At 45.2% G+C, this 26,063-nt stretch carries 31 protein-coding genes; 11 read left to right on the forward strand and 20 right to left on the reverse strand.

Annotation, left to right across the window (positions count from 1 at the left end):
- Positions 1 to 334 precede the first annotated feature (334 nt).
- The 5 genes from P5704_024895 to P5704_024915 all read right to left on the reverse strand — a co-directional run bounded on the left by P5704_024895 (position 335) and on the right by P5704_024915 (position 3,963).
- Positions 335 to 1,783: a putative Ig domain-containing protein gene (locus tag P5704_024895; GenBank protein ID WOF82037.1), complete on the reverse strand. Its 1,449-nt coding sequence runs from the start codon at positions 1,781 to 1,783 to the stop codon at positions 335 to 337.
- 101 nt (positions 1,784 to 1,884) lie between these two features.
- Positions 1,885 to 2,364 carry a hypothetical protein gene (locus P5704_024900; GenBank protein ID WOF82038.1) on the reverse strand — a complete coding sequence of 160 codons (480 nt, stop codon included), beginning with the start codon at positions 2,362 to 2,364 and terminating at the stop codon, positions 1,885 to 1,887.
- A 58-nt stretch (positions 2,365 to 2,422) separates the two neighbouring features.
- Positions 2,423 to 2,953 carry a hypothetical protein gene (locus P5704_024905; GenBank protein ID WOF82039.1) on the reverse strand — a complete coding sequence of 177 codons (531 nt, stop codon included), beginning with the start codon at positions 2,951 to 2,953 and terminating at the stop codon, positions 2,423 to 2,425.
- 179 nt (positions 2,954 to 3,132) lie between these two features.
- Positions 3,133 to 3,591, reverse strand: coding sequence for a hypothetical protein (locus P5704_024910; protein ID WOF82040.1), 459 nt, complete (start codon positions 3,589 to 3,591; stop codon positions 3,133 to 3,135).
- 9 nt (positions 3,592 to 3,600) lie between these two features.
- Positions 3,601 to 3,963, reverse strand: coding sequence for a hypothetical protein (locus tag P5704_024915; protein ID WOF82041.1), 363 nt, complete (start codon positions 3,961 to 3,963; stop codon positions 3,601 to 3,603).
- A 232-nt stretch (positions 3,964 to 4,195) separates the two neighbouring features.
- Here P5704_024915 and P5704_024920 point away from each other — a divergent pair, with 232 nt between their 5' ends.
- Positions 4,196 to 4,555: a hypothetical protein gene (locus tag P5704_024920; GenBank protein ID WOF82042.1), complete on the forward strand. Its 360-nt coding sequence runs from the start codon at positions 4,196 to 4,198 to the stop codon at positions 4,553 to 4,555.
- 11 nt (positions 4,556 to 4,566) lie between these two features.
- On the opposite strand, the gene P5704_024925 is transcribed toward P5704_024920, so the two are convergent.
- Both P5704_024925 and P5704_024930 read right to left on the reverse strand, forming a co-directional pair.
- Positions 4,567 to 4,917 (reverse strand): hypothetical protein, encoded by a 351-nt coding sequence (locus P5704_024925; protein ID WOF82043.1) that lies wholly within the window; start codon positions 4,915 to 4,917, stop codon positions 4,567 to 4,569.
- The gene (locus P5704_024930; protein WOF82044.1) at positions 4,892 to 6,136 is read right to left on the reverse strand and encodes a transposase; all 1,245 of its coding nucleotides are present in this window, start codon (positions 6,134 to 6,136) and stop codon (positions 4,892 to 4,894) included. The genes P5704_024925 and P5704_024930 overlap by 26 nt, the downstream gene beginning before the upstream one ends.
- Before the next feature lie 21 nt (positions 6,137 to 6,157).
- Here P5704_024930 and tnpA (P5704_024935) point away from each other — a divergent pair, with 21 nt between their 5' ends.
- A complete protein-coding gene (gene tnpA, locus P5704_024935) occupies positions 6,158 to 6,574 on the forward strand; it encodes an IS200/IS605 family transposase (protein ID WOF82045.1) in 417 nt (138 codons plus the stop codon).
- A gap of 20 nt (positions 6,575 to 6,594) precedes the next feature.
- On the opposite strand, the gene P5704_024940 is transcribed toward tnpA (P5704_024935), so the two are convergent.
- From P5704_024940 to P5704_024955, 4 genes are read right to left on the reverse strand one after another with little or no spacing between them, the layout of a single operon-like run.
- The gene (locus P5704_024940; GenBank protein WOF82046.1) at positions 6,595 to 6,840 is read right to left on the reverse strand and encodes a hypothetical protein; all 246 of its coding nucleotides are present in this window, start codon (positions 6,838 to 6,840) and stop codon (positions 6,595 to 6,597) included.
- A gap of 33 nt (positions 6,841 to 6,873) precedes the next feature.
- Positions 6,874 to 7,566, reverse strand: a complete 693-nt coding sequence (locus P5704_024945; GenBank protein ID WOF82047.1) for a hypothetical protein — start codon at positions 7,564 to 7,566, stop codon at positions 6,874 to 6,876.
- A gap of 12 nt (positions 7,567 to 7,578) precedes the next feature.
- Complete coding sequence (locus P5704_024950) at positions 7,579 to 8,043, reverse strand: hypothetical protein (GenBank protein ID WOF82048.1); 465 nt, start codon at positions 8,041 to 8,043, stop codon at positions 7,579 to 7,581.
- A 7-nt stretch (positions 8,044 to 8,050) separates the two neighbouring features.
- Positions 8,051 to 8,413, reverse strand: a complete 363-nt coding sequence (locus P5704_024955) for a hypothetical protein (protein ID WOF82049.1) — start codon at positions 8,411 to 8,413, stop codon at positions 8,051 to 8,053.
- A 137-nt stretch (positions 8,414 to 8,550) separates the two neighbouring features.
- On the opposite strand from P5704_024955, the gene P5704_024960 reads away from it, so the two are divergent.
- Positions 8,551 to 8,736: a hypothetical protein gene (locus P5704_024960; protein WOF82050.1), complete on the forward strand. Its 186-nt coding sequence runs from the start codon at positions 8,551 to 8,553 to the stop codon at positions 8,734 to 8,736.
- A gap of 3 nt (positions 8,737 to 8,739) precedes the next feature.
- Here the strand turns inward: P5704_024960 and P5704_024965 are convergent, their stop codons facing one another.
- Positions 8,740 to 9,294, reverse strand: a complete 555-nt coding sequence (locus tag P5704_024965; protein WOF82051.1) for an NUDIX hydrolase — start codon at positions 9,292 to 9,294, stop codon at positions 8,740 to 8,742.
- Between the two features lie 150 nt (positions 9,295 to 9,444).
- Here P5704_024965 and P5704_024970 point away from each other — a divergent pair, with 150 nt between their 5' ends.
- Together P5704_024970 and P5704_024975 are read left to right on the forward strand one after the other, a co-directional pair.
- Positions 9,445 to 10,458 carry a hypothetical protein gene (locus P5704_024970; protein ID WOF82052.1) on the forward strand — a complete coding sequence of 338 codons (1,014 nt, stop codon included), beginning with the start codon at positions 9,445 to 9,447 and terminating at the stop codon, positions 10,456 to 10,458.
- Positions 10,459 to 10,532: 74 nt separating this feature from the next.
- The gene (locus P5704_024975; protein ID WOF82053.1) at positions 10,533 to 11,216 is read left to right on the forward strand and encodes a DUF4272 domain-containing protein; all 684 of its coding nucleotides are present in this window, start codon (positions 10,533 to 10,535) and stop codon (positions 11,214 to 11,216) included.
- Between the two features lie 85 nt (positions 11,217 to 11,301).
- Here the strand turns inward: P5704_024975 and P5704_024980 are convergent, their stop codons facing one another.
- Both P5704_024980 and P5704_024985 read right to left on the reverse strand, forming a co-directional pair.
- Positions 11,302 to 12,276, reverse strand: coding sequence for a hypothetical protein (locus P5704_024980; GenBank protein ID WOF82054.1), 975 nt, complete (start codon positions 12,274 to 12,276; stop codon positions 11,302 to 11,304).
- Complete coding sequence (locus tag P5704_024985; GenBank protein WOF82055.1) at positions 12,276 to 12,752, reverse strand: hypothetical protein; 477 nt, start codon at positions 12,750 to 12,752, stop codon at positions 12,276 to 12,278. Before P5704_024985 ends, P5704_024980 begins: the two co-directional genes overlap by 1 nt.
- 180 nt (positions 12,753 to 12,932) lie before the next feature.
- On the opposite strand from P5704_024985, the gene P5704_024990 reads away from it, so the two are divergent.
- Entirely contained in the window at positions 12,933 to 13,379 is a 447-nt protein-coding gene (locus tag P5704_024990; protein WOF82056.1) for an RNase H1/viroplasmin domain-containing protein, read from the forward strand.
- Positions 13,380 to 13,392: 13 nt separating this feature from the next.
- Here the strand turns inward: P5704_024990 and P5704_024995 are convergent, their stop codons facing one another.
- Entirely contained in the window at positions 13,393 to 14,271 is an 879-nt protein-coding gene (locus P5704_024995; protein ID WOF82057.1) for a hypothetical protein, read from the reverse strand.
- Positions 14,272 to 14,431: 160 nt separating this feature from the next.
- On the opposite strand from P5704_024995, the gene ung reads away from it, so the two are divergent.
- Positions 14,432 to 15,160 carry a uracil-DNA glycosylase gene (gene ung / locus P5704_025000; GenBank protein ID WOF82058.1) on the forward strand — a complete coding sequence of 243 codons (729 nt, stop codon included), beginning with the start codon at positions 14,432 to 14,434 and terminating at the stop codon, positions 15,158 to 15,160.
- Between the two features lie 39 nt (positions 15,161 to 15,199).
- Here ung and P5704_025005 read toward each other — a convergent pair whose 3' ends face one another.
- Positions 15,200 to 17,161, reverse strand: coding sequence for a TonB-dependent receptor plug domain-containing protein (locus tag P5704_025005; GenBank protein ID WOF82059.1), 1,962 nt, complete (start codon positions 17,159 to 17,161; stop codon positions 15,200 to 15,202).
- Positions 17,162 to 17,285: 124 nt separating this feature from the next.
- Here P5704_025005 and P5704_025010 point away from each other — a divergent pair, with 124 nt between their 5' ends.
- Positions 17,286 to 17,516, forward strand: coding sequence for a hypothetical protein (locus P5704_025010; GenBank protein WOF82060.1), 231 nt, complete (start codon positions 17,286 to 17,288; stop codon positions 17,514 to 17,516).
- Between the two features lie 216 nt (positions 17,517 to 17,732).
- On the opposite strand, the gene tnpA (P5704_025015) is transcribed toward P5704_025010, so the two are convergent.
- Positions 17,733 to 18,158, reverse strand: a complete 426-nt coding sequence (gene tnpA / locus P5704_025015) for an IS200/IS605 family transposase (GenBank protein WOF82061.1) — start codon at positions 18,156 to 18,158, stop codon at positions 17,733 to 17,735.
- Between the two features lie 22 nt (positions 18,159 to 18,180).
- Here tnpA (P5704_025015) and P5704_025020 point away from each other — a divergent pair, with 22 nt between their 5' ends.
- Complete coding sequence (locus tag P5704_025020; protein WOF82062.1) at positions 18,181 to 19,518, forward strand: transposase; 1,338 nt, start codon at positions 18,181 to 18,183, stop codon at positions 19,516 to 19,518.
- A 79-nt stretch (positions 19,519 to 19,597) separates the two neighbouring features.
- Here the strand turns inward: P5704_025020 and P5704_025025 are convergent, their stop codons facing one another.
- Both P5704_025025 and P5704_025030 read right to left on the reverse strand, forming a co-directional pair.
- Positions 19,598 to 22,054 (reverse strand): ATP-binding protein, encoded by a 2,457-nt coding sequence (locus tag P5704_025025; protein ID WOF82063.1) that lies wholly within the window; start codon positions 22,052 to 22,054, stop codon positions 19,598 to 19,600.
- Positions 22,038 to 22,955, reverse strand: a complete 918-nt coding sequence (locus P5704_025030; GenBank protein WOF82064.1) for a hypothetical protein — start codon at positions 22,953 to 22,955, stop codon at positions 22,038 to 22,040. The genes P5704_025025 and P5704_025030 overlap by 17 nt, the downstream gene beginning before the upstream one ends.
- A gap of 387 nt (positions 22,956 to 23,342) precedes the next feature.
- On the opposite strand from P5704_025030, the gene P5704_025035 reads away from it, so the two are divergent.
- Positions 23,343 to 23,846, forward strand: a complete 504-nt coding sequence (locus P5704_025035) for a hypothetical protein (GenBank protein ID WOF82065.1) — start codon at positions 23,343 to 23,345, stop codon at positions 23,844 to 23,846.
- A gap of 34 nt (positions 23,847 to 23,880) precedes the next feature.
- On the opposite strand, the gene P5704_025040 is transcribed toward P5704_025035, so the two are convergent.
- Positions 23,881 to 24,717: a hypothetical protein gene (locus P5704_025040; protein ID WOF82066.1), complete on the reverse strand. Its 837-nt coding sequence runs from the start codon at positions 24,715 to 24,717 to the stop codon at positions 23,881 to 23,883.
- Between the two features lie 470 nt (positions 24,718 to 25,187).
- Between P5704_025040 and P5704_025045 the strand changes: the two genes are divergently transcribed.
- On the forward strand, positions 25,188 to 26,048 hold the full coding sequence (locus tag P5704_025045; protein ID WOF82067.1) for an ATP-grasp domain-containing protein: 861 nt from the start codon (positions 25,188 to 25,190) through the stop codon (positions 26,046 to 26,048).
- Positions 26,049 to 26,063 lie beyond the last annotated feature (15 nt).

A 26,063-nucleotide genomic window follows, 5' to 3' on the forward strand; every position in this document is an offset into this window, starting at 1 on the left:
CCTTTATTTTCCGTACATAATACTGGAAAAGTCTGATCTAAAGAATGTGTCTGTTCTGATGTATTTTGGGTGGACTGTTGGTGTCGAAAGGGATCGCTATCTTGTTTTCAGAAGAGGATTCTCATTTAAAAAATTCAGGATTGGCGACCGATTGAAGGCGAGGCAGTTCCTTGTGCCTAAATGTACATCTGGCCTATAATTTGATAATACTGTGCCAATAGCAAGTCATCGCACAAGATTCATTGCTCTTAAAACCGCTGCGCTAGCGCAGCGAAATAACGACTCCCCCCACTCAATATTGACAAACAAAAGGACGACAATGGAGAGTATTAATTTATTGAACCACCAAAACAGGGCTCAGCTTATTGGTATTTGAACCATCGCCAAGTTGTTTATACCAGTTGTACCCCCAGCACATCATTTTTTTATTTATCAAAATCGCACATGAATGAGAACCTCCCGCCGCAATGTCAATAGTCTCATCAATAACGGCAACCTTAACAGGAACAGCTTTATCTCTTTGCGTATCATCTCCCAATTGACCGTAATTATTTCTACCCCAACACTCTATAAAACTTCCTATGCTGGCGCAGGTGTGATGGTCACCAGCAACGAGCCTCACGGCTTTAGATGAGATCTGTGCAATTGAGGGAGCCGAAGCATTATTCTTGTTACCATTCCCAATTTGCCCATATCTGCCTTCTCCCCAACAGCTAACTGAACCATACTTCAATAATGCGCAAGAATGATTATAACCAGCGGCAATTTGTTCAACTTCTTTAACTTCAAGTACGTTAACAGGAAGCAACTTTCCAACACTTGTACCGTCACCTAACTGACCCTGAAGATTGTACCCCCAACATTTAACATAACCAGTGTTAGTTTTTGCGCACGAGTGACCATTTCCCGCTTCAACTTGATCTGCGTTGTCAATTCCGTTAACGAAAACAGGTGTCGTTCTGCTTACCTTTGATCCATCTCCAAGCTGACCTACAGAGTTATTTCCCCAACACTTAACACTTCCAGAATTTAACGTAACGCACGCATGACTTGAACCAAGCGTTAGCTGCTTAGCGTCTTGTAAATTATTTACCACTACCGGATAAGCGCTATTCTCCGTTGTGCCATTGCCTAACTGCCCATTTTCGTTGCTCCCCCAGCAAACTACCCCTCCCGACAACAAAAGAGCACACGACTGAGAACCTCTAGCAGCTATCTGTGCCACACCACTTAAATTAGCCACAATTGTTGGGGCTCCTCTATACAAAAAGGAGCCGTCACCGAGCTGACCTTGATCATTCCTACCCCAGCACACAACTTGATTTTTAGTAGTAATCGCGCAGGTATGATGGGATCCTGCTTCGATATTAATGGCCCCAAATACAACACCACCGACATTCAGGGTATAGATTCGCTGACCCTCACCTTTTTCATAAGTTGCCAACACTTCAAAAGACGTTTTCTCTTCTTCTGTCGGAACACCTTCTAATATTCCATTGTTCGTAAACAAGAGGCCTGCTGGTAAAGTGTTTTTAACAGTCCATGTAAGGGTGGGGGGTTGATTGGAACCCGACCACACAGCCAATTTAGAAAAGTCGTAGTAGTAAGAATTACCTACCGCTGCATCAGGTAATTTACGGTCTTCTAGTGAAAGCGATCCTTCATCTGTAGGATTTTCTAGCATTGCAGCAGAAATGATAGGCGCATGTAAGCGTATTACATTCATTGAATATGAATAATGGCTACAAGATGCAAGCATGACAAACAAAAAAAATTTAAACATCCTGACACAACCTAAATGATATTTAAATGAGTTTACCATAGATCAAACTCGACGGTCTTATGGGGATTTGGTTTTATTAAATTTAATTAAATTAAATTATGTTAGATCTTGCGCCCACGGCTCCCGCGTGCAAGGTTGATCTCAATCTTTGACGCGATAGCTGACATCAGATCGATACCAAGCCGCTCGGCTATTTCAAAAGACTTCGCCACCAACCTGACCAGGTAATCTCCAAGTAGCTCATAGTCATCTTTTCGACTAACGTTGACGGCCTTTCCCAGAATGACGTTCAAATCCAAAAAACACCGCTCAATAGGCTTGTACGCAACTTCTTTATCATCATGACCGATCAGTCCCATCTCGATATCGAGTCCAAGAAGCTCTGTGAAGTCGATGCAACGCAGGACAACATCAGCAAGCTCAAGCGCAAAATGACTGGTAACGCCAGAAAGCGTAACCTCGTCTGCCGCCTCCCCAATTTCAGACGCAATCATTGCAAGCGCCTCAAGGTACGTGCGGTTGTGCCAATTCATGGACGCAACCCAGCCATGGTGCAATTTTGCCAATTCATTGAGAGTCATCACATCTCCTGCCTACTCGTTAAGGATGTAGACAGTATACATCAATAGACGCCAATCATTATAACCCTAGCTGTTCCGAAAGGAACTTTTTGCGATCTGATTGTTTGAGAAGGCTCTTGAATTGGCTAAACGACTCTTGTCGAGTGAGGCTGGCCAGGGCGGACGGCTTCATGTTTGTCTTAAGCCATTCACCCATCTGTTTATCTGACTCAAATGAGCCGAGAAGGTCTTGGTGAAACGGGCTATGTCCAAGCTCTTGATGCCCGTAATCAGAGACGAAGCTTTCGGTAAAGAGCTTTTGATGCGTAGCAGTGCGGTTATGGCTCGAAAGAGATTGTTGGAGGAGCATTTCGGCTACCTTTGGATGCTCATGCTTCATGAACATGTAGGTATGCGCCAACATATGAGCAGACTGACGAAGCGAGTATTTGTCGCGTGTAGCCTGATGCGCGATGAAAAAATCGACCATTTTGCATGCTTGATCCTGATCGGAGTCAGGGCTCAAGGAATCTAGCACCTTGTAAACCAGTATTCCTAGCGGCATGTACTGGCTGTTAACGTCAAAGCCTTTATATTTAGAGCGCAGCATAGTTACATCTGAATTACCCATTGCCCACTAAACAGATATATCAACCAACAACTCAGGATTTGGGAACAGATGATGCTTGCTCCACGCGATGTCGGTCACATCACTCATGTACTGAGACCAGTTCATAAAATATAGGCTATAGAATGGCGTCATATCGTAAAGCATTTGCTATTCTTCACTCATAATGAAAAATCGTCATTCATGAGATGCTTCTTGCCAGAAGGTGTCAACTGGCCACGACGATGCAAATACCTTAGGTAGGCGGGCTCGACGAGCTCAACCATTTTTGCAAGTTCCTGATGAGCGAATGCGGCCTCATCGGCTATTATTACGCCCTTTACCGAAACGCTACCTAGCTCGATTGCGGGGGCCTTTTTAAACTCTTCAACAAGCTTCTCAGGCAAAATATCAAATGGAAACTTAACATAATAGACTGATTCGTTAATCAAATTGTAGGAACGTGGTTCGCACACACGTCGAAGCAGGTGAGGGTCTTTGGCCACATTCAAGACAGCATTGACGTATCGAATGGTCTCAAGCGCCCCCACTTGCTCAGCAGAGAGCCTCCACTCTTCGTCTGCCGTGACCGAGTAGCTCAATCCGTCATTGCTTAGATGTACGTGTTTAGATTTGATCATGAGGACACCTTACATCGAAACGGACAAACCCGCCTCATCCCGCTCCCGGCGAACCTGGAGGTTAATCAGCTCTACAAGGCGCGATGCTTTCAGATCGTATGTAATGACGTCGTATGCGCGATCACCTTCCCCATTACGGCATGAAAATGCCTTGTCTATCCCGCCGAGCTCAACCAGTGCTTCCAGATCATCGTTAAGCTGCTGGCAACCGAGCTTGTCAGAATCAAGCCTGGTATAAGGCGCTTGGCAGAAATTGTGATAATCCATCACCATCCTGTAATCCACCGATGCATAGAATGGGTTGCGACCTAGCCAGCGCTCAAGCCACTCCATGCGGTCTTGCTTGGTAATCTGATCTGCTTTGTTAGTCATGATATTCACAAAAATGTCAGTCTGGATGTTCCATTGTGCTCTACATACACAGCAATATGTCAATATTCATCTATCGGATCGATGCGCTAGAAAGGTAATCGCTTTGCTCGCCATCCTGGCGATAGATGCAATCGTTGTATGCGTGAGCTCGTCTAGCGATACCCAGCGATACCCTTTGCACTCGACTTCAGTGATAAACTTATCTAGTTAATAGTCGAAGCGGGAGCGCGTCATGACAAAAGATCAGGCTGTTGAAATGATGCTTAAGCATCCAATAGATGACAAACGTTTCCACGGGATACCAAAGCAGCTACAGGGCAAAGTTGCGCTGGCTGTAATTGAGCAATTACATCACAAGATTGAAGTTCCAGTGCTATTTAAAGAAGCAAGCAGCAAACGTCTCTCCAACATAGCGCATCTTGCAGTAGCTGCTATTGCCGAGCTTGGGATTGAGAGCGTATTGCCTTATGTCAAAACTCCCGCACAGCGCAGGATATTGCACCAAGTTTTTGGCGCCAAAGCTTCACTGGAAGTAATAAAACCAAATACGAAAGAAAAAAGAATCTGGGCTATGCACGATTTAGATATTTGATCTTATTAAGACTAGATTACTCTTCCTCGGCTACCACGCGCGATGTTTATCTCAACTTTCTCTGAAAGAGATGCAATAAGATCGATGCCTAGCCGCTCACCAATTTCAAATGATTTCGCAATGATTTCCACAAGATAATCACCTAGAAGATCATCGTTGCTGGCTCGTGCGGCATTGACTGCCCTTGACAATAATCCTATCAGATCAAGAAAGCCTCGCTCCAAAGACACGTAAGCAACTGAGCGCGTAGTTGGTGGCAAAATCCTTGACTCCAGGTCAATACCTAGCGACTCCTTGACATCCTCCCCGGCATAAATGCCAGGATTCCCTACGGTGTCACTTGACAGATGCCAAGTGCTCACTTCGATGGGTTCCTGCTGCTGATGGCCTTACTGCACCATTCACTTCACAGGCGATCCGGCCATAGCCCTGGCCTTTGAGCGAGTTCAATCCGCGCTCACGGATGTTCTTGGCAGCGATCAGGTCGGCATTCTCGGTGTGGGCGCAGGCCACACACAGAAACACCGCCTGGCTTAGCCGATTTTCAGCACTGACATAGCCGCAGCAGGGGCAGGTGCGACTGGTGTTTTGCGGCGATACTGCTATCGCGTCACCCCCGCACCAGGCCGACTTGTACTCCAACTGGCGACGAAATTCACCAAAGCCTTGATCCAGAATAGACCTGTTCAAACCAGCTTTGGCGCGAACCTGTCGGCCCGGAGACTCTGGCGTACCCTTGGCGGAACGACTCATGTTGCTCACTTGCAAGTCTTCCAGACACAACAGCGCGTGGCTTTGGCTGATGCTGTGTGAGGCTTTATGCAAGAAGTCGTTGCGCGCATTGGCGATTTGGTGGTGGATCTTCTGGACGCGTGCTTTGGCTCGCTTCCAGTTGCTGCTGAATTTAACTTTATGACTTAGTTGGCGCTGCGCCTTAGCCAATCTAACCTGATGGCGCTTAAAGCTGTGCAGCGGCGCAATCACCTTTTCCTGCTGGCCATCCCATAGGGTCGCGAAGCGGACAATCCCCAGGTCAATGCCAACTGCTGTAACAGCCGGGTGGCGTACGATGTCCACTTCCCGCTCAGTCTGAAATGAAACATGCCAGCGACCGGCCTTCAGGCTGATCGTAGTATTCTTGATCTCGCCCAATACAGTGCGACTGGCGCGATACTTCATCCAGCCGAGCTTGGGCAAAAACACCCGACCTTTTGCCTGATCGAGCTTAACGCCCTGCGGGTAGCGGAAGCTGTCCGAAAAACCCTTCTTTTTGAATTGAGGAAATTGAGCCCGTTGCGCGAAGAAATTCTGATAAGCCGCTTCCAGGTTTTTCAGCGACTGCTGAAGCACCTGTGAGTGAGGCTCTTTTAGCCATGGTGTCTCAGGATCTGTTTTCCACGCGGTCAATGCCTTGCACATGTCCGCATAGGAGAGCTTCTTGCCAGTGCTCTTGTAGTGCTCTTGTTGCAGGCTCAAGCCGCGATTGAACACATATCGAGAAGCCCCGGCAAACTGGCGCATTAAGCGCTGCTGGGCACCGTCCGGACAAAGTTCGAATTTAAAGGCTTGCAGTCTTCTCATCGTATTATTATGATTAGGTCTATGGATAAAGTCAATGACATCAGGCGAGGCAGGCACTGCATTTTTAACATGCATGTGCATTTGGTCTTCGTCACAAAATACCGCCGAGATGTATTTGATCAGGCTGCCATTACACGGCTGCGTGAGCTGTTCGCGAAGATCTGCGAGGACTTTGGCGCAACGCTGGAAGAACTTGATGGCGAGAGGGATCACGTTCACCTGCTGGTGACCTATCCGCCCAAGATTTCCGTTTCCTCGTTGGTCAATAGCCTTAAGGGCGCTTCCAGCCGTGTCTTGCGCAGCGAGCGGCCTGATATTGCCAGGCATTACTACCAGGGGCAGCTGTGGTCACCCAGCTATTTAGCCGCGTCCTGTGGTGGGGCACCGCTGGCGGTGATTAAACAGTACATTGAAAGCCAGGCGTTGCCAAAAAGCTGAATCGCTACGCGATTGGCACCTTATATCCCCGCCATGAATGATGGGGCTTTACGGTGCCTTTTGGTAAAATCAATACAACGAAGAACAATATCCGCAAGTTCATGCTTAAACTTGTTGGTAACACCGGCTAAAGAAATCTCGATTGCCGCCTCCCCCATCTCTGAGCCGACCATGGCTAACGCCTCAAGAGATGTTCTGTTATGCCAACCCATGGAGGCGACCCATTTGTGGTGACGTTTTGCTATACGACTGATTTCAATAATCATTAAATTCCTAAACCTCATTTATCAAAATATAACCTATAAATCAAACCCTTCATCTATTAATTTCTTTTTCGATGATGGAGTTAAAAGATGGATAAGTTTGCTGAAACTATCGCACCTTACAAGATTATCAATTGTTTTAGGCTTAAGATTTTTAGAGAGCCAGGTGCAAAGTTCATGCTCTGAATTGAACGATGAAATCAGATCCTTATGAAACACACAATCATTTAGGCGACTATGGGCGTACTCCGGCGCGATATTTGAAGTGAAGCTTTTTTGCAAAGACAGACTGCGCTGATGATTGATGGTCAAGTCAAGAAGCTCTTTGGCAACCTGTGGACGCTCATCTTTTAAGTACTTATACAAATGAGAGAACATGTGAGCCGATTGTTTAAGAGAGTATTTATGCTTGGTTGCTTGATGCTCTACGAAAAAACCAACAAGATTCTCAGCGCAAAAACGAACTGTAGAATCATCTAAAGACTCAATTACCTTATATATCAGAATGCCAAGCGGCATGTACTGGCTATTTAAATGAAGCTCGGCATAGTAGGACTTGAGCCTTGAGCAATCAAGCTTTCCGAATGACCACTCGGTAGCTATATTTGTAATTAAATCACTATTTGGAAATAAATGAAAATGGCTGAGTGTTGCCTCTTCAACATCAAAAGAAAACTGATTTTTGTTTTTGTATTCCAAATAATAAAAACATTTCATGTCATATAGCATGGCATTACTCAATCAAAGTGAAAAGTCATCATCAATGACACGCTTCTTTGCAGAGGGTGGTAGCTGACCACGACTATGCAAATGACGAAGATAGGCGATTTCAACCAAACTCACCATTTTCTCAATCTCTTGAAGCGCAAAGAACATCTGATGCTCAGTTTTTCTTCCCGGAACGGAAACGTTCCCGGCTTTAGGAATCTGAACAGCGGCATTATCGAACTGGATTTTCAGACCTGGCGGTATCATTTCAAGAGGCAATCCCACGAAATAAACCTTCTCAGCGACCAAGTTGTATGCACGATGTGCGCAAACACGTCGTGTAAGATCTGGGTCGTTCGCCACATGCAACACCTCACCAACGTATCGGATACTCTCTAGCGAATCAGTCTGTTCGGCAGAGAGGAGTCCCTCTTCGTCAACGGTCACCCTGTAGTCCAACCCATCGTCACTTACATATACATGTTTAGATTTAATCATGATCACCTTACATAGAATGCGAAAGGCCAGTCTCAAGATGGCGTTTCTTGCTTACTTCACTGGCAATCAGCTCAACAAGTCTAGCAGGCTTGAGATCATAGGTAATGACATCGTAGGCGTTTTCGCCCTCTCCATTTCGAATCGAAAACGCTTTATCGATGCCGCCCAGGTTTACAAGCGCTTCCAGGTCTTCATTAAGCTGCTTACAGCCATACTTGTCCGAGTCCAGTCGCGTATATGGTGCGCCGCAGTACTTGTGATAATCCATAACCATGCGGTAGTCCACCGATGCGTAAAAAGGATTGCGGCTGAGCCATTGCTCCAGCCATTCCATGCGCGACTGCTGTGAGATCTTTTGCTTTTTGGACATTACCTGAATCCTTGAAGATGAAATCTTCTTCTATTTTGATGTCAAAACGTACGCGCTTGTCAATTTACACGCAATATATAGAAAGACATGGCTGCCAAACTATATGATAGGTATATATTGTCATATATGAGGTATGCATGAACAACTCGTTTTCAAAAATACTGGAGCAAGCGTATCGTGATGCTGGCGTTGTTGCGCAGGTGCCGGAAAATACTGTCGGCTTCAATGAAAATCTCACCAAGATCGATCATTACCGGGCGAATGAGATACTGGCCAAAAAAATGAGGCATGTCCATACGAGCCTTGAAGGGCCGAATCTGTAAATCCTAGGATTGGTGTAAATTAAGCTGAGCTAGGGCCTTGGTCGCCATGCGCTTAAGCGAACCATTGGCTGTTTCAGCCAGCGATAAAAGGTCAACCCATTGGTAGCCTTTGCATTCCTCTTCGTTAACCGTCACAGGCTCTTTGGAGTCTTGGAAGAAGAGAAAGCTGAAATCCACGTGCCAATGCTCAGGCTCTTGCTTTCTCGCGCTGTACGGAATTTTGTGAATGTCGATATCGAGAATGGCTTCTTTAGCAAGTGTCATGTCGTACAAGCCAGCCTCCTCGCCTGCTTCACGCCTTGCCGCCTCGACGGGGGTTTCCCCTTCATCAACGTGCCCACCGGGAGGAAGCCACAAGTCGAGCCCCTTATGATGGATGAGCAGTGCCTGGCCAACCTTGGGATCTACGATGAAAGCTGACCCCGTAATATGCCCCTCGGCATTGCCCCGGCTAAACGGGGACTCGCTTGCAATGATTTTTTTGAATACCGCTGGAAATGCATGGGATTCACTCGTGCAATAGTCATGCACCATATTAAGCCAGAATCGTTCACTCACTGCGATTTCTCCATGTCGTGTTTCAACCAAATGATAGCATGCCAATCGATATCTAAAGTGCTAAATTGACATTATGGAGCAGTCTTGTCATTATAGCCCAGTCCATGGCTAAGCCATGCTTTACCCCACCACTCAAAATGAGGATGGATCATGCGTATTTTTGTCGTTGAAAAGCCCACTACCGCTCGCGAGCTGGCTCCCCATTTAGCAACGAAGTGGCCTGAAGAAGAGATGATGTTTCTTTCGATTGCCACTGTGAACCTTGTGAATTTTACATCCCCAAGGGCGCTTCCTTACCAGGACTACCCTCTCATTACCGATGCATTCTACAAGCCCAATCTAAAACGATGGGGCGTACGTGATAATGAGGGATGCTTTGTTATCGGCTACAGCCAATGCGCCGGCAAGCTTGGCGAGAGGATGAATCTCACGATTGATGATGTAACCGAACTTCTCGCAAAAGCCGATTCCATCGTATGTGCCACTGACTGGGATGCGAGTGGAATGTGGGGTTTTGACTTCCTCCTTGCTCAGTGCTGCCCTCAAAGACATTTGCTTGAGCACCAGGTCTTGAAGCTACATGGAGGCTATGACGCAAAATTCATTAAGCGGTGCATAAATTCACCCCTTTCAACACGCGATGAAAGCTATCTCAAACTGCTCAACGCGGGTAAGGTTAAGCGTTACTTTGACTACAATTTCAACACGAATAGCCTTGTCATTTTCGGTAAGTTATACCGAGAACTTACCGGTAGTAAAAAATCTGTATTTATCAGCAAATACATGCTCCAGGCTTTTCTTTATTTTGTGGAGCAAGGTTCGATCAAGCACTTCAAGGCTGCCCTGATCCTTCAACAATGGAAAGGGACTGGAAAATATTCACCAAACAACTCTGCCCACACGCATGGGATGGGAACGCCGGCCTCAAGAGGTTCAATGCTGAAAAACCTCACTGATCTAGGTTTGTTAAAACAAGATGAACATCAACTGCAACTATCAGAACTCGGTACTCAATTTGCCAGCGCTCTGCATAAGGATTGCTGCGATCCAGACCTGCCATTCAGGTTAGACGCATGGATGTGTATGCCGTTCGAAGAAGCCAAAACAAGAATAGACTCTTATCTGATGCGACTCTTTGGCAAACAGAAACGCTATCAGAACTAATCCCTCAAAACTCCATGTTATACTGGCATGGAGTTCGAAATGTCACCTTACCTTAATACACAAGAAGAATACGCATGACAAAAAGAATAACTAGACGCCTGACCGAAACAATAAAATCAGAGTCTTTCCGGCGAAAAATGCGGACAATCAGTATTCTGGATAACTATCAAATACCAACAAATGAATATCTACCAGAACTTCCTAGCAGTCGTAATATAGTGCCGCGAACCATTAATGACATAGCACACCGCGCAATGTGTTTAACGTTGATGGGGGCAAAGGGCGAAGATTTGGAGCAAAATCATGTTGATCGTTATATTTTGAAATATAACTTGAAAAATTATTTATCTGATAGCGAATTATTGTTCTTAAGTGACCCCGATCCATCAGATGAAGACAGATGTTCAGCTAACTGGCGCTATGAAGGTGCTTATGTAATGCTATGGGCACTCGGTCATATGGAGCTTGAACTTCCTTTTTCTATGTGCCCAACTCCAGAGGTTGCAGAGCGAGTCATCGCATTCGATGAAATGATTAGTGAGGCATCACCAAGATCGATAGGTGAATTGCTTAATCAGGCTGATATCGCCTATCGTTGCCACTGGGCAGCTGTAAATCAATCCATTTCAAGCAATACGTCTGATGAGCCTGATAATTTCATAATCGACATTGGCGTATGTTATGAGCGCCGCCTTGCACTGGAGTGGCTGATTGGAGGCCCAGACCTGGATTGGGATGATGTCCGAACCGACACGTGAATTCATTTATAGTGTCGCAAAGGAGCCCTTGTATCGTTAAAGTTTTATTGACAGGCCGAAAACCAATTAACAAAAATGGTGGTCATCAAGGTTCGTGACTGAGATCATGACGCCGCCCTGGCTGAACGAAAATCCCTCTTTTCAGTCCCAGTCTGTAAGCCGACTTATGCGCTTCAAACCCCGCTTCCGAGAAGCATTGTTCATCAAGGCCTTCCGTAGGTGGGCCTCCACACCATTCGAAGGTTGCCAGGATAAGTTCAGCTCCTAGGCCTTTCCCCTGATGCTCATCCTTTATGCAGACTGCGCCAGGGGTATTGTAATAACCAACCACCTCAGCATTCTGCCCTTCTTTTTTAAGAAGTAGCATCGAATCAGATGACGGAGAAAGAAAATACCCGTTCATCAATTCCTGCACATCATCTGGATCCCACTGCTGATCAATATCATTGATGTAGTCATCAAAGTGCTGATTGCACCAAGGATCTGGCCCGTCAGCATCACAAAGGAACTCATTGAGAGACATGACGGTTGGCTCAAGCGGCTTTCTGACCGTAAGGGCTTCCAAATTCTCGATTACAAAGACAGCCAACGTCTCGAAATCATTGAGTACACACTCAATGCGATGCTCATCAATATCGGTATATTGCATAACATCAACCAAACCGATTACCGTCATCCGAGGAATAGATCCAGATACGTGCTCAAGGTGGCTCGAAATGACATCAGGCTTGTGAATTCCATTTGCATCTAAAATTAACCCATTACCTGCGCAAATGAGTCCGCTATGCACGGCTACGCCGCACTGATCAAACCAAACGGCAATCGATTCTTCGCAGCCGTAGGTTGCGGCAAGCGAAGCGGTGAGATCATGAGGATTCTTATTGTAGTGCAGGATCAATCCAGTGATTTTCCCATATAGCTCGGGGTTATCTTCCCTTACTTCATACAAGGCATCACTGTCTTCCAGGATGTCTAAAAATGGTGCCATTCCTCCCGTTGAGAATTTCTCAATAAGCTTATACCCTGATGGAAATCTCGATAACATCAAACTTATATCCATTACAATCCTCGTTCAAACGATTGCTCTCTTTTTGAGTAGGCCGGTGAGTCCATAGTTGCAACAATGTTATAACCAATATCAGCAGGACTAGGGCTGGCATTAGATAACAACACTATTTCAGCTAGTTTTTCACTGGTTGTATATGTCTCGTATGATTCAGCGTCCCCGCCAGTATGTAAGAAAGCCTCCCTGGCACATTCATTAAGTTTTTGCATGTCTAGCACATTGGCCGTTACTTTCATTGAAAAGAGGCCATCACCTATACACTTAACGCTGACGGACTCTAATTTAAGCCCATACTCAGCCGGCTCTTTCTCCATTTTTGTAGCAAAGTACTCAAGCGCCTTGATTGTAAGCAGTGGAATATTTTCAGTCGAAAACTCTGCTTTTGTTAAAGCAATGTATTCAGCTATAAGGTCGGCAGCCGAGGTGATGCGAAGCTGCGCCTCGAAAGCATGCAGATTATTTTTTGTCATGGTTGAGATGCCTTATGCGAATTTCGACTAATGAGCACATATATTATGTGTATTTCATTACTCAATGTATATGATATCTTAAGAATAAATGATGTTGCTGTCATATGTCGAGAACCATAGAGAAACACGCACTCACATTCTGGCCAGGGATGTTTCGCAGCCAATAGGAGACAATGTCGAATGGTAAACAAAAAAATTTATGCGGTGAAAAAAGGCTGGAAACCCGGCTTATATGACCAATGGTATGGTGAAAATGGAGCGCAAAAACAAGTTGATGGCTATAACGGAGCAAAGCACCGTCGTTTCCACAATGTTATGGATGCGATGGAGTGGATGTCGGGTGTTGATTTAGATCCAATGCCTGAAGATTTTAATCCAAAAGGTTATGCCATTACGCTTATGATGATTCCGAAGGGTCGTGGTGAAGAATGGGCAGAGTTCGTTGCGGCTGACATCATTGATGCTAAGTCGCAGGAAATGGCAGAACAGGAAATGATGGAAAAGTATTGGTCTACCGGACATCAGTCAAAGGGCGTGCCTCTTCTTTCAACCATAAGCCTTAAGCACGAGAACGAGCGGGAGGCTCGATCATCAAAATTTGATCTTGATGATCCAAGCCCTTTTTAACCTGATCTACCCGTTAAGCGGTCTCAGGCACTTGCATAAGAGACTGCTCGAAACTGGTTAGACAGGCCTCCTGCAAAGGTAAAATTGAATCCCAGAATTTGTAGAAATCAATTTTTGGCCTGCCGCCAAGCACTGGCCCACCTTCAGACATATAAAAGTTGCCACTTCCAAGCAACCATATAAGCTTGTCAACATGATAAGCAGTTTTTCCAATCGCTTTAGCAATAGCCCTTATCTCTGCTTGAAATTCATGCTCACTGGCATTGTTGGCGCAAAGACCTACATACTTTAGAATATCTTTAACATGCACATCAGGCTTGCCGTAATCTAGGAAACCCTTTTCTTTCAGAAAGTCACAGGCCAGGGCATACTGAACACCATCTACATGATGCGCAATCCAAAGTGGCAAAGCATCTTGGGATCTAATATCTGAATAAAGACGATTCGCGCATATGTAAAAGTCTTGCCCACTTTCGAATTTTGAAAAAAATCTGGCAGCCGTGAACATCGTGCGGCAATACTTAGGCCACACCCCTCTTGGCTCACGATTTACTCGACCACTGGGTTTTAGAACCGCTAACACTTGCTCAAATATTTCATCTGAAGATCTGTAGTGTTCAACGACCCACGAAGGATCAAAATCATTGGTGATCCTGGCGAGCTGCCCAATACCACCAATAGCTCTCCCTATCTGGTTTGGCTTTCCCTGTACATTCTGGGCGGAGATGAGCAATCCTTCATAGAGCTTGTTTAGCGTCACATGTGACTGACTCGCATCTTCCAGATCAAGGTGCTTAGCCATTATTTCCATAGCCCTTGCTTCAGGTAACTGCTTAATGAGATATTCAAAGCTTACGCTGTAGAATTGCTTGCGAAGACGCTTCTTGTCCATGGCCCCCTCCTATTTGGTGGATGCCATCATAATGCCGCCCTTCGTTATTTGTACATCCTCTTAACAGGAATGTACTTGCCAATCTGAAAGGCGACGGTGTGACCTTTATGTCTAGATGCTGTTCGACAAGCAATTCATAGGCCATCATTACGAGAGAACAATGAGCAACAGTGAAGATAACTTCCAGATACATAGGTCATGGCTTGACCATCTCAAAGACGATTTCGATTCTCAATACATGAAAAGTCTTATGAGATTTTTGCGGGAAGAGCAGCAAGCCGGTAAAGACATTTACCCACCAAAGTCACTGGTATTCAGCGCTCTCAATTCAACCCCATTAGCCAACGTGAACGTCGTCATACTTGGTCAAGACCCTTATCATGGGCCTGGCCAGGCGCATGGGCTTTCGTTTTCCGTGCCTAAAGGGGTCGCGATACCCCCTTCTCTTCTTAACATCTTCAAAGAACTTAAGCGTGACTATGGATTTGAAATTCCAAAGCATGGCTGCCTTGATCATTGGGCTAAGCAAGGGGTTCTGTTGCTCAATACATCGCTTACTGTTGAAAAGGGAAATGCTGGCTCACATTCAAAGAAGGGCTGGCAGATACTGACAGACAGGATCATTACCCTGACAAGTGAAAACAATTCTGGCGTTGTGTATATGCTGTGGGGCGCTCACGCGCAGGCAAAAGCCAGGCTAATCGATCAGAGCAGGCATTTAATCTTGTCCTCTGCGCACCCCTCCCCGCTATCAGCGTATAGGGGCTTTCTTGGGAATGGCCATTTCAGGAAGTGCAATGAATTCCTAGCGAGCCAGGGAAAGGAACCCATAAGATGGTCAACGCCAAGTCCGGTACTGGCTGAATCTCCTGGGCTCGGTTGCTTTTAGGGTGGACAGCACCCTGCATTGCACAGGGTGCCATTTACATCAGAATGCGAGTGATGCCTCAACCCAATACGCACGAGGGCTCTGGGCCTCTGGGCGGAAATTGGCTTGATCACCCAAGATGTTCACTCCCGAGCCACGCAAACAAGCCCCAGGGAAGTTGAGATCTGCAAAGCAGCGCTGCACATACAGATCGAGGCTTTCCTGCCTGTCCAGATCCCAGCCCGATACCCAGTTGTATTCTGAGACGCGCGAATACATACCGCCGACTTTCCAGTTGCTATCGATCTTGTAATCACTAAGCAACGTGAAAGTCGACGAAGGAGTGTTCACCGCAATGTTTCTTGCCTGATCGCCTTCAAGGTTGCTATCAGCGTCAGCGTACGAAGCGCTTGCGACGATCATCCATTGGTTTGAAGGCCTCCAGTCGACACTCATTTCGACACCTTTGACCGTGCTTGGGTCATCCACACTAATGGTGCTCAGGATGTAGGCACCCGTTGGGCTCAAGACACCTGGATTTGGAGCCATTGCCGAGTAAACGATTGAACGGTATTTGTCGACAAAAAAACGCAGCTCTGAAGAAAGACGATTGTCTTCACTCTTGAACAGCCAGGATGCCGAATACTGATCGACACGCTCCGGATCCAGTTCATTAACGCTGTAGAAGTCGTAAGCCTTCAGACCTCCTGCATCGATGAGCGTTGCGCTACGCGCAGCCTCCTGCTCATACAGGATTGGCAGGCGTGTTCCTGTGTTGTAGGAAAATCTGAGATTGTGCTGGTTATTGAGTTCATGTAGCAGTGTTGCGAGGTAGGCGTTTGCTTTTTTTGACGTGATGGTTGACTTTTCTGTCATGAAGCCAAGCGTCAACACGGTATCTTCGAGAAATCTCCAAGAATGATTTCCGAAGGCCGAAGAGTTCTCGATCTTGTAATCGTCTTCGATAAAAAGAGAGTCACCCTCTACGCGATCAAGCCCGTACTTTACGCTAAAAGACGATGAGTGCTCAGCATTCCATGCTTTGACGAATTTTCCCTCTGCGGCACTTGAATCAAAAGAATAACCCTGCGTCCAAAGCACTCGGCCAAAACCTGGCTGCGGCCCACTCAGGTAATATGACTCGCGATCCATTACGGTATGGTTCAGGTTCAGAGAGAAGTCAGTGCCATCACTGAAAATGTGATGCCATGACGAGTTGAGGAACCAGGAGCGATCTTCCGCGTCATGGGTGTCCGTATCAAAATTCGAGAATGCCCAAAAATCGATATCGGATTCACCATAGCCTGCTGTTACGCTCAGCTCATCCTGATCGGTCAAAGCGGTGTCCATGCGAAGAAAGACTTGCTCGGTATTTCGAGTATCCTCGCGGTTGATCAGGCCATCATCTTTTCTCTGGTTGTAGGAGACGGTATAGGCCACATTTCCCAGCTGCGAGCCATGCTGGACAAAATTATCCTGAATGCCCTGCTGGCCGCGACGGACTTTAAATGACGTGCCTTCACGCTCCATCGCCCGTGCAGTGAAAATTCGGATGGTATTGACCATGGAATTCGAGCCGGTTTCAGCATGCGACGGCGCACGATAAACTTCGATACGCTCGATATCTTCGATGGTTCCAGGTATGTTGAAAGAGATCATTCCACCGATGGTGGGCGTAAAAACAGACCTGCCATCAACAATGATGTTGGTACGGCGCATGTACTCTTCAGCACTGCCATGAGACCCAACGGAAAGCGAATGACCAAATCGGTTACCAACGACAACCCCAGGCACAATGCGAAGCAACTCACCGATATTCCTTGCGCCAGATGCTTCGATCATGCGGCGATCAATAACGGTCAGCGCAATCGGGCTAGAATGAGGATCATTCGGAAGCACTGAGTCAGAAAGTCCAACGGCAATATCATCAAGCTCATCATTTTGCTGCGCATAAGACGTCAATGAAATGCCTAGTAGCGCTGCAAGAGTCAACAACTTGACTCGACGCTCTGAAAAGTACATCTTAATCTTCCCCGTGTATCTTTTTTGGTAGAGTGGCGACGAAAAAATAGCGCCTTAGGTTTGGCAGGGCGCAATGATGCAAAAATGTTTTTTCTCATGCAAGGTCGTTTCGTCAGGGAGTCATATGAGTATTTTACTAATTGCGCTTTCTACTCTTTCGCTCCTGGCATGGATAATTGGCCACAACGGCGTAAGCATTGTCATCGCCCTGTTCACCTTCATATTATTTGTGATTTCGGTCGAAGGCATCTTGCCAAGCTTACTTTACTCAAAATCAAGAGTTAAGGCGGCAGCCTTGCCAGACTCTTATGGTTACAATAATGTCCTAATAGTTCATGGGATTGATACTATTTAAACTGAGGCTGGCAGCGGTGAGCTTTCTTTTTATTCATACGCGAGATTGATAAAGGCCAGGGACATATACAATGAATGCATTCGCCTGAATTTGAATTGTCAAGTTTTAATAACGGGTGGAGTGGTTGCGCGTGACCACCCAAATGAAAGCGTTTTGATCAAGATTTTAGCGCCGCATACTACGTTTCATGCGCAGCATGATGCGCTAGTCTAGGCGCTATCCGAGCTTGCGAGGATCATCTTGGTTTTCGATGTACTTCAGCAAGGTTTCGATATTGGCTCTGCCGCCGACACTGATGAGTGCATACGCATGGTTCCAGAAATAGGGCTTCCAGTAATAGGGCGCCAGCTCTTCCGCAAACTCCTGCCGCATTTTGCGTGCCGTCACCGATTTCAGGTTCTTCACCAGGTCTGACAATTTGGTGGTCGGCGCCGTTTCGAACAGCAGGTGTACGTGGTCACCTTCACCACCAAATTCCACCAGGCGACCATCCCATTTGACCAGCAGGTCGCCAAATAACTCCTCCATGCGCATTAGCATGGCTGAGTTCAGGCACTTGTGCCGATACTTCATTACCAACACCAAATGGTAATAGAGCCTGTAAGCACTGTGATTGACGGTTTTAAGGCTTGAAATCTCCACGCACTCCACCCATAATTCAACTATGGCAAAGGCAATTATACGCACGGATAAGTGGCCGCTTCAAGCCACCGCCGAACAGCAGAGATTGGCTCAGCTCACGGTCAATGAGTACCGTGCTTATTGCCGCGCCCTGTGCATTGTCATCCTCAACAACTGGCCCAAGTTGGCCAATGAGCCTGCGTTCATGCCTGCCGTTGAGCGGCTGATGCATCCGACCACGAAAAACCCTCAGCCCAAGCATCAGTATTTCAATAATCGCTTTTACAAATTCCCATCTTATCTGCGTCGTGCTGCCATTAATTTTGCGTATGGCCAAGTCTCGTCGTACATGAGCCGCTATAGCGATTGGCTCGATGGTAAGCGTAAGCATGCGCACGCCAAGCCGCCTGTATTCAACCCCGTTTCTGGCTGTTATCCAGCGTTGTACCGAGGTCAGCTGTACAAGCTCGACGACACGTTCAAAACTGCCTCACTCAAGCTGTGGGATGGTAAGCAATGGCTGTGGCACCAGATCCCTATTAAAGCAACGCGTCAGCGCCATACCCAGGGTGAATTAAAATCCCCTTCGCTGATCATCGGGAAATCGATTCATCTCTCGGTGCCGGTGTCGTTGACACCGGCACGTCTGACCAACCGTCAACGGGTATTGGCGGTGGATATCGGCATCAACACCCTGGCAACGGCCAGCGTGGTGACTTCATCCGGCACTGTGACTGCGCGTGGATTTTTCCACCCCGCAGCCGACATAGACCGGCGTAACCAACGGGCGAATACCATTCGCCAAAAAGCGCGTAAAACCGCTGTACTGAGCAAGGGATTCTGCAAAGGCCATTACCGTAAGGCCCGGCACATTAACGAGCAGATCGCGCAACTGACTTCCCGTCAGCTGGTCGACTTTGCCCGTGAACACCAGGCTGACACGATAGTGCTGGAGCACTTGAAAGGCTGGCGCCCGCAAGGCGGGCGCAAGCGTTCAGCGCTGAAGCAAAAGTTCCATCAATGGCTGCACCGCAGGCTCGCCAACCTGATTGAGATGAAGTTTGTCGAGATGGGCGGGAAAGTGGTGTACATGTATGCCAGAGGAACGTCTTCCTGGGCCTATGACGGATCTGGAAAACTCAAGCGCGATCCTAAACAGTACGAACTGGCAACCTTCAGCACAGGCAAGAAATACAACTGTGACTTGAATGCCAGCTACAATATTGCGGCCCGATACTGGGCCATGGTGTTAAAACTGACTCACCGAAAGGATGAGCAGGCTGCGAAAGGCCAAAGTTCCTACGCAGCACCGAGAATACCGGTGACGCTCTCGACCCTTTGGGGAACGAAGAGCAGATACCCCTTATCATGCGCAGCATGATGAGTGGGAGTATTCATAGGACTAGCGCGTTATAGATATTTAAGCCTCATGGGGTTCAATAATAAATGAGATCCTTGCCTTATAATCTCCCAGGGAAAATTGCATCGCGAAGAGAATCAACCAGAATACTTGTAGCTTCCATTTTCATAATCATTTGAACATTTAATAGGTTAAGCTTTTGCATCTTTTCCTTGTCCAACTGAGCTGCTGTAAAAGCGAAGATTGGTTTTGTGGAATTTACAGAGTACTCACGTATTCTTTGGCTGACTTCGATTCCATTTATAATGGGCATCATGATATCAACGCAAATTGCGTCATATTCATTAATTATAGCAGACTGAATACCAGACTCTGGGCCAAGAGCAATATCCACCACCGCACCATGAGATTCTAAAAATTCACGGGTAAATTCCAGATTGCTGAGATTGTCGTCAATTAAAAGAACACTGCATCCATGAAGCTTATTTTCCTCGCTATTAAGAGTTTTACGCGTACTTGTCTGCACAGGGATTGAGCTTAACGATAAAGCCTTGTGGCATGACATTATTAAATTATCCATTGCAACGCTGTTATCTAGTACAATATCAGCACCAAGCAGCATGATATTGTCCTTACCAAAATTTACCCGTTCAAAAGATTCCAGGTCAATAATTAGCATTGAGCTGAAAGACTTCAAATCATTAATTTGAACATTATTTAAGTTGTTAGAAAGCATATTCTGAAGAATTAGAACAGATGGTCTTTTTTGTTTATTCGCCTCGGTCATGAGAGAAACAATATCAGAAAAATTATTTGCCACAGCGCATTCGGCATTAAAATTTTCAAGCCTAGTGCGAATGCCATCGGCCCATGATTGGCGCGTATCGTACAATACGAACATGGCATTCATGGATGCAACAAGCGGTATGCAATTTGACTGAATAGCGCTAAGTGCATGAACTGGGCGTTCTACCGGAACCGTTATTGTGAATTCGGCACCGGATCCGTCAGATGTTAAATATCTATTACCATTTAATGACTTTATGTAATTATCAACAATGGCAAGGCCAATGCCATAACCGCCCTGAAGCCTCGTCGTAGCATCACCCACTTGCGTGTAGTATTCAAAAATTCGTTCTTGATCAGACTCTGGGATCCCAATCCCTGTATCGCTGACCACCAATTTCACCTGAAACTTGCTAGGGGTTTGATAATCGCAAGCTTCGATGTAAACGGTAATTCCACCTTTATCAGTATATTTAATGGCATTACCTACCAGATTATTAACAATATGCTGAAATCCAGACGCACAACTAACAATCATGTTTGGTAGGTGAATTCCAATTATTAAATCAATATACAAGCCTTTGCTTTGAGCAGAGGCTGAGTGAGAGCTAACAATGGTTTCAATTAGCTTATAGACGTCAAACGTTTGTGTTTTAGGAACAAATGACTGCATGCCATTTCTGGTAAAATCCAAAACATTCTCGATTTGACTCTTTGCATTTTCAAGATGATTCAGTACGGTATTAATATAGCTTTTGATTGACTGATTTGAGGAAATATCTTGATGCCGTGACATGTTTGTGAGCGCCATTATTGAGGAGAATAACGGCTGATTGAGCTCGTGGCTCAAAATGCTAATAAAATTAGATTTGCTCTCCGCTGACTGATTAGCCTTGTCCAGGGCTATTGTTAAATCCCTGGTTCTTTCGTTGATGATTTCTTCCTGTCGTTGTAGGAGAAGTTTGAGCTCGTCACTGCGCTGTACAATCGTGTTGTTGAAATTCTTTGAATATGAAATAAGCTCAGAAATTTCTCGCTGCTCGCTAAATGGCAAATCAACCTGTTCTTCAAAGTCACTGCTTTCAATCTCCTTCATGGCGCGAAGAATGCCGTAGATTGGGTCTGAAACTTCTTTTTGTACCCTTGAGCTAAGCGCCAATGCAAAAAATATTATCAAAAGAAGGCAAATACCAGCGACAGCAAAAACCAAAACCTGCACATCAAGGCGATCAGAGAAATCGAGCACAAGGTGCACAGATCCGATGTTCGTGATATCAACAGTGCTGAAGTCACTGGCGTTGTAAATTGAAGGGCTTATCGATCCCGTGTACTCTGGGTAAGCCAGACCTCTTAAATATGGTACATCGTACTCTTTTGATGCATTCCCTTTTCCGTAACTAAAAGGGTCAGGCTTAAAAACAAGTTCTTCTCCCACAACTCCAGACGGAAGCCTAACCTCAATATATTTGAGGTTCTTGTCTTTCATAGCGATATTTATGATTGCCTGAACCGCCTCATAATCACCGGTTAAAAGCGGCGCCAATAACTTTTCTGAAATACCGTCTTTAATTCTTTCTGAAGTGGCAATAAATTCCTCATTTATAGCGTATTGAACACTTGCAGCTCTAGTTGTAAGAAAAAGAATAGCAAAAATCCATGCAACGCCAAGCATGCCTGTTTTGAAGAGAGATCTAAGAGGAAAACGCCTAACCATCCAGGACGCAATTAGATTCCATGGCAACCACTTGTAGTTTTTAATAATTTTCTTCACTTGATTCTGACCTGACATCAATTCCCAAGCGTTTTGCAAGGAAGCTATTAAACTTAAAATAGTACGGGGCCGAGGCTATTTTTATTTCTGCGCAGGGAAGAAAAGATAACTTCTTTCTAATATGCTGACCAAGGGCGAGATAGTCCGTAAACGCCCCTGCAAATACTCCGGATTTGACATTATCAGAGCTTGTCCCTCCAATTATCAGTTTCCCTTGTCTGACACTGGCTAGAAGATAGCCCTTGATATCACTTGGGGGCCAGATTACCGGATTCGACGTTACCAGTATAGCATCGACCTGCCCTAGGAGGCGACGAAAATGCCTGCCAGCGCTATCACCATCAGGAATTTTAACAGCAACAAGTTCTAAATTTAATTCCTTGGATGCGTTATTGAGCTCATCAACAACGTCCCTATTTGAATACAAAATACCAACAGTTTTAATTGCTGGGATATTTTCAGAAATAACTTTTAAATGATTTTTTATTGGCTGATCTGTATAAACATAACCAAAATCCTTGCCTAGCTTAGTTCTTAAGTTAGCGATTGCTTCCTGTGTGTCGATGACAACAACACGCGACACGCCGCAATTCAAGACAGATTCATCAGCAATCTTCACGCCAAACATAAATACCTTTGAGTACTTGAAACACTCAAAGTCTTTAGTCATGCTTGATGAGGTTTTTATTACCGTAACATCGATACCAGAGAGGCCATTAATGAAATCCGTAACGCTATCATCCTTGACTTCATAAACTATAAGAGCGGCTGGCAGAGAGTCTTGAAGCTTCGACAATGAAGCATGTGCGTAATGGAAGAAAACAAGAGCAAAAAACAACATTATTACTCGAAGGATTAGCGAGATTTCTTTGTCGACAAGGGTGCCGGCATTTGTAATCATTTTTTTAGATTGAAGATTGAATAAATTCTAAAAGATTTATATGCAAAGCCGTATTGAAAATTCATAAAGGGTTCCATAGTGAATTTATTAACAAGAACCCACAAGAGGCTGTTTAGTGCACGAGAATAATAGCAATTATATACATTAAATAAAATTTAAGTCAATTTTGTTACGTTTCTACACGATAAATGGATGGCGTGACGTTTTACTGTCGCACTCATGTGCATTTGTCAATTTTATGTTACATCGAATGATGGCTTACTGCCCTGAAGGCGTTTCGCGTTTTGGCGCACCATGACTGAACAGTCTAAAAATAAACAACATTTCTCTTTTAAATAATGCTAAAGACCTGGCTCCTGCCTTATACTGTATAAAAGAGGGTTTAACATGACAAATTATACCGAGCTAGAACAGGGCATTATCTCCAATTCTGTTGTTAATGATGGCTCCGAAAGAGTCTCAACAAGGGCTATCCCTGAGGACTGGGATAAGCCAGTTACACCTCAAGAACGAGTGTCAGGTGCTGAATCAATATTGCAGCAAAAGATGAACCTGCCAAGATACGAGAAGCCGATGTCTGTTGCAGATCGTGTCCTAAGCACTAAGATGAACGTTCCTAACCTTGTCGAGGAAAAGCCTGTAAGCTACATTCCAGAAGACTGGCTTGATGAACTGCCGAAGCCAATTAGTAAAGAACCATCTGCTGCTGATGTTCTACTCAAAACAAAAATTCAGATTCCAACCTATGTTAAGCCTGAATCTGCCGTAGAGAGATTGCTGCGCACACCAGTTGATGCATCGCATTTGCAGGTTAAGCGAACCTTTTCGGATACCTTCAAGGACATTAAGGAGCAATCAAAGGATCTTGATAAGGACTATTCTCCAAAATAGCGTGGAGGGTATGTGGTCAATTAATTTCTATTGATCACAAATCGAATGAGAATTCTGTTATTTTTTTCTTAAGTTCCGCATCACTGATGTAGCGCATTAAATCGTGGCTGTCGTGTAGCTCCAGCGCTATTCCAGATAGAATCGGGTCTGATGACGCCAATCTTGCAGCAGTTTCTACATCATGCAAGCCTAGCGCTATGCACGCTAATGCGCGGTCGTGCGTATTTGAAAATATATCATCAGCTGCCTGATAGATTAATTCTTTATTACTTTCTTCTTTGCGCGTTTCTATGCCATGTATGATCTTGTCAATCAATTTTGGGCAATATTTCATTTCCTCATCATCTAATATACCAACAATAATATCAATAGACAGTTTTAAATCGTCAATTAAGGTGGGTATTTTTCCAGTACAGCTAGCGCAGAATAGAGCATTCTCTTTTGTTCGATGCGCTAAAGAAAGGTAATCCCAGTAGTTTGAACTAACTGATAAAACAAATTTGGCAATTCTATCGCTCTGGAAATCGAATCCATCTTTAGGCACTCTCAGCAGATCTGCATTCAAGCTCACGGCTTTAAACATCATCTCTTCACTTATGTGTTGGTCTGGTATATGACTGATAAGCTGTACATCGTGAGAAAAGGCCAATCCGCTCACTGTAGCCGTTCTGAAATCTCTCGGGAATCTTCGAAAAATAGATGGCTTTACCAGCATTAAAGCTTCTGCGAAATCATCACTCCATAGCTCACGCTTAACGTAATCAATAGCGTCTGATTGCTCCTTGATAATACCAAGCATCTCAACCTGCTCATCATTCAAGTGATCAAGCCTGGGAAATTCTTTAAGGGCATTTAGAACAGATGAGTGCATTACGAAATTCTCTTTTAATTATCGCTTTATATCCAATCTATCATTGTCATTTGGAAAAGTCGATTGTTTACTCTGATGGTCGACGACCAACCTATGAGAATAGAAGGCTAGCTATCATTCTGCTTTGCAAATAAGGCTTACATTTTTTACATTGTGGGGTGTAACCTATTAAAAAAGAGGGCAGAAAAATGTTAGTCATTTTCACAGAAACGTCATTGGACAGCATGTTGGTAAACCTTGACATTGCATTGCGGCATTTTGACGAGGTAAATGAGGATCTTGAGTACTGCCTTCGTCGTGAGCGAGCCAAGGAGATACTGACCTGTCGGGATCTTAACATCCCGTATGTTGTATTGCATGAGCACGAAAACAGCCTTAAGCCAGAACCAGAGAGTACGGTTCTTGACACCAACATTGACTTTAGCAATCTCCCCTCAGAGCTAACGCTAGTACCCAGGTGGAGGCGAACTGTGCCCCTACCCTTGCCTCTGCGTGTCGGTCGTTTTCTTGTAAGCAAAGAACAGGATCAGGCAGTATCTCATTGGCCAAGTTCCATTGTCAGTCCTGACAAGTTTTTGAAAAGAATGGTCTATTTAGCCACGCAACATCAATTTAATGAGCTTATGAATAGCGGGAGCCTAGAAACACCTATTTTCATCAAGGGTGTTAGCAAGGGCTCTTATAATTTCAGTTTGCACCACGTTTTTAAAGATGATGCTGCTCTCAATTCAATGCTTATGCCTTATGCAAAAGCGAAGCAGCTCGATAAAAACGTAAGCATGATCATCAATAACGCTAAAGACACTGACTTTGTTGCTTTTCAGCCTGGAACTCCATGGTATTGCCCATATCGAGAAATGGAGCTTATCTCGAAGCCAGGCCTATTTAATCCAGCAGATGGAGTGATTGTTTCAGAGGTTTTGGAAATTTCTTACGAAGACAACAAAAGGCAAGAATTTAGAGCCTTCATTGTTTCAGGTGTGGTGACGAGCTTGTCAGGCTACACGGACTATGAGTCAATGCCTGTGCCAAGTGAAATTGCAGAGCTCGCAAATGAGTTTGCGAAAGAAAACAGGGATTTGGCGCCAGCATTCGTAGCTGATTTTGGTATGACGGACAGAGGCCCAGTTCTTATAGAACTGAACGGGTTTGATTTCTCAGGCAGATATATTGACAACGACCCGGCAAGATTGTACTCAGCTTTAAGGGATAGTCTTGAAGATCATTCCTATACTTTCATTGAACCGGCTCCCATTAAAGAAGTTAATGAGCCTGAGTTCATGAAGGCCATTAGGGCGAACTTTGATGATTCCTTTAGCTTGACGCCGTAACAAAAAAGCCCGAGG

This window comes from Pseudomonas sp. FeN3W (assembly GCA_030263805.2).
GTDB lineage: Bacteria > Pseudomonadota > Gammaproteobacteria > Pseudomonadales > Pseudomonadaceae > Stutzerimonas > Stutzerimonas stutzeri_G.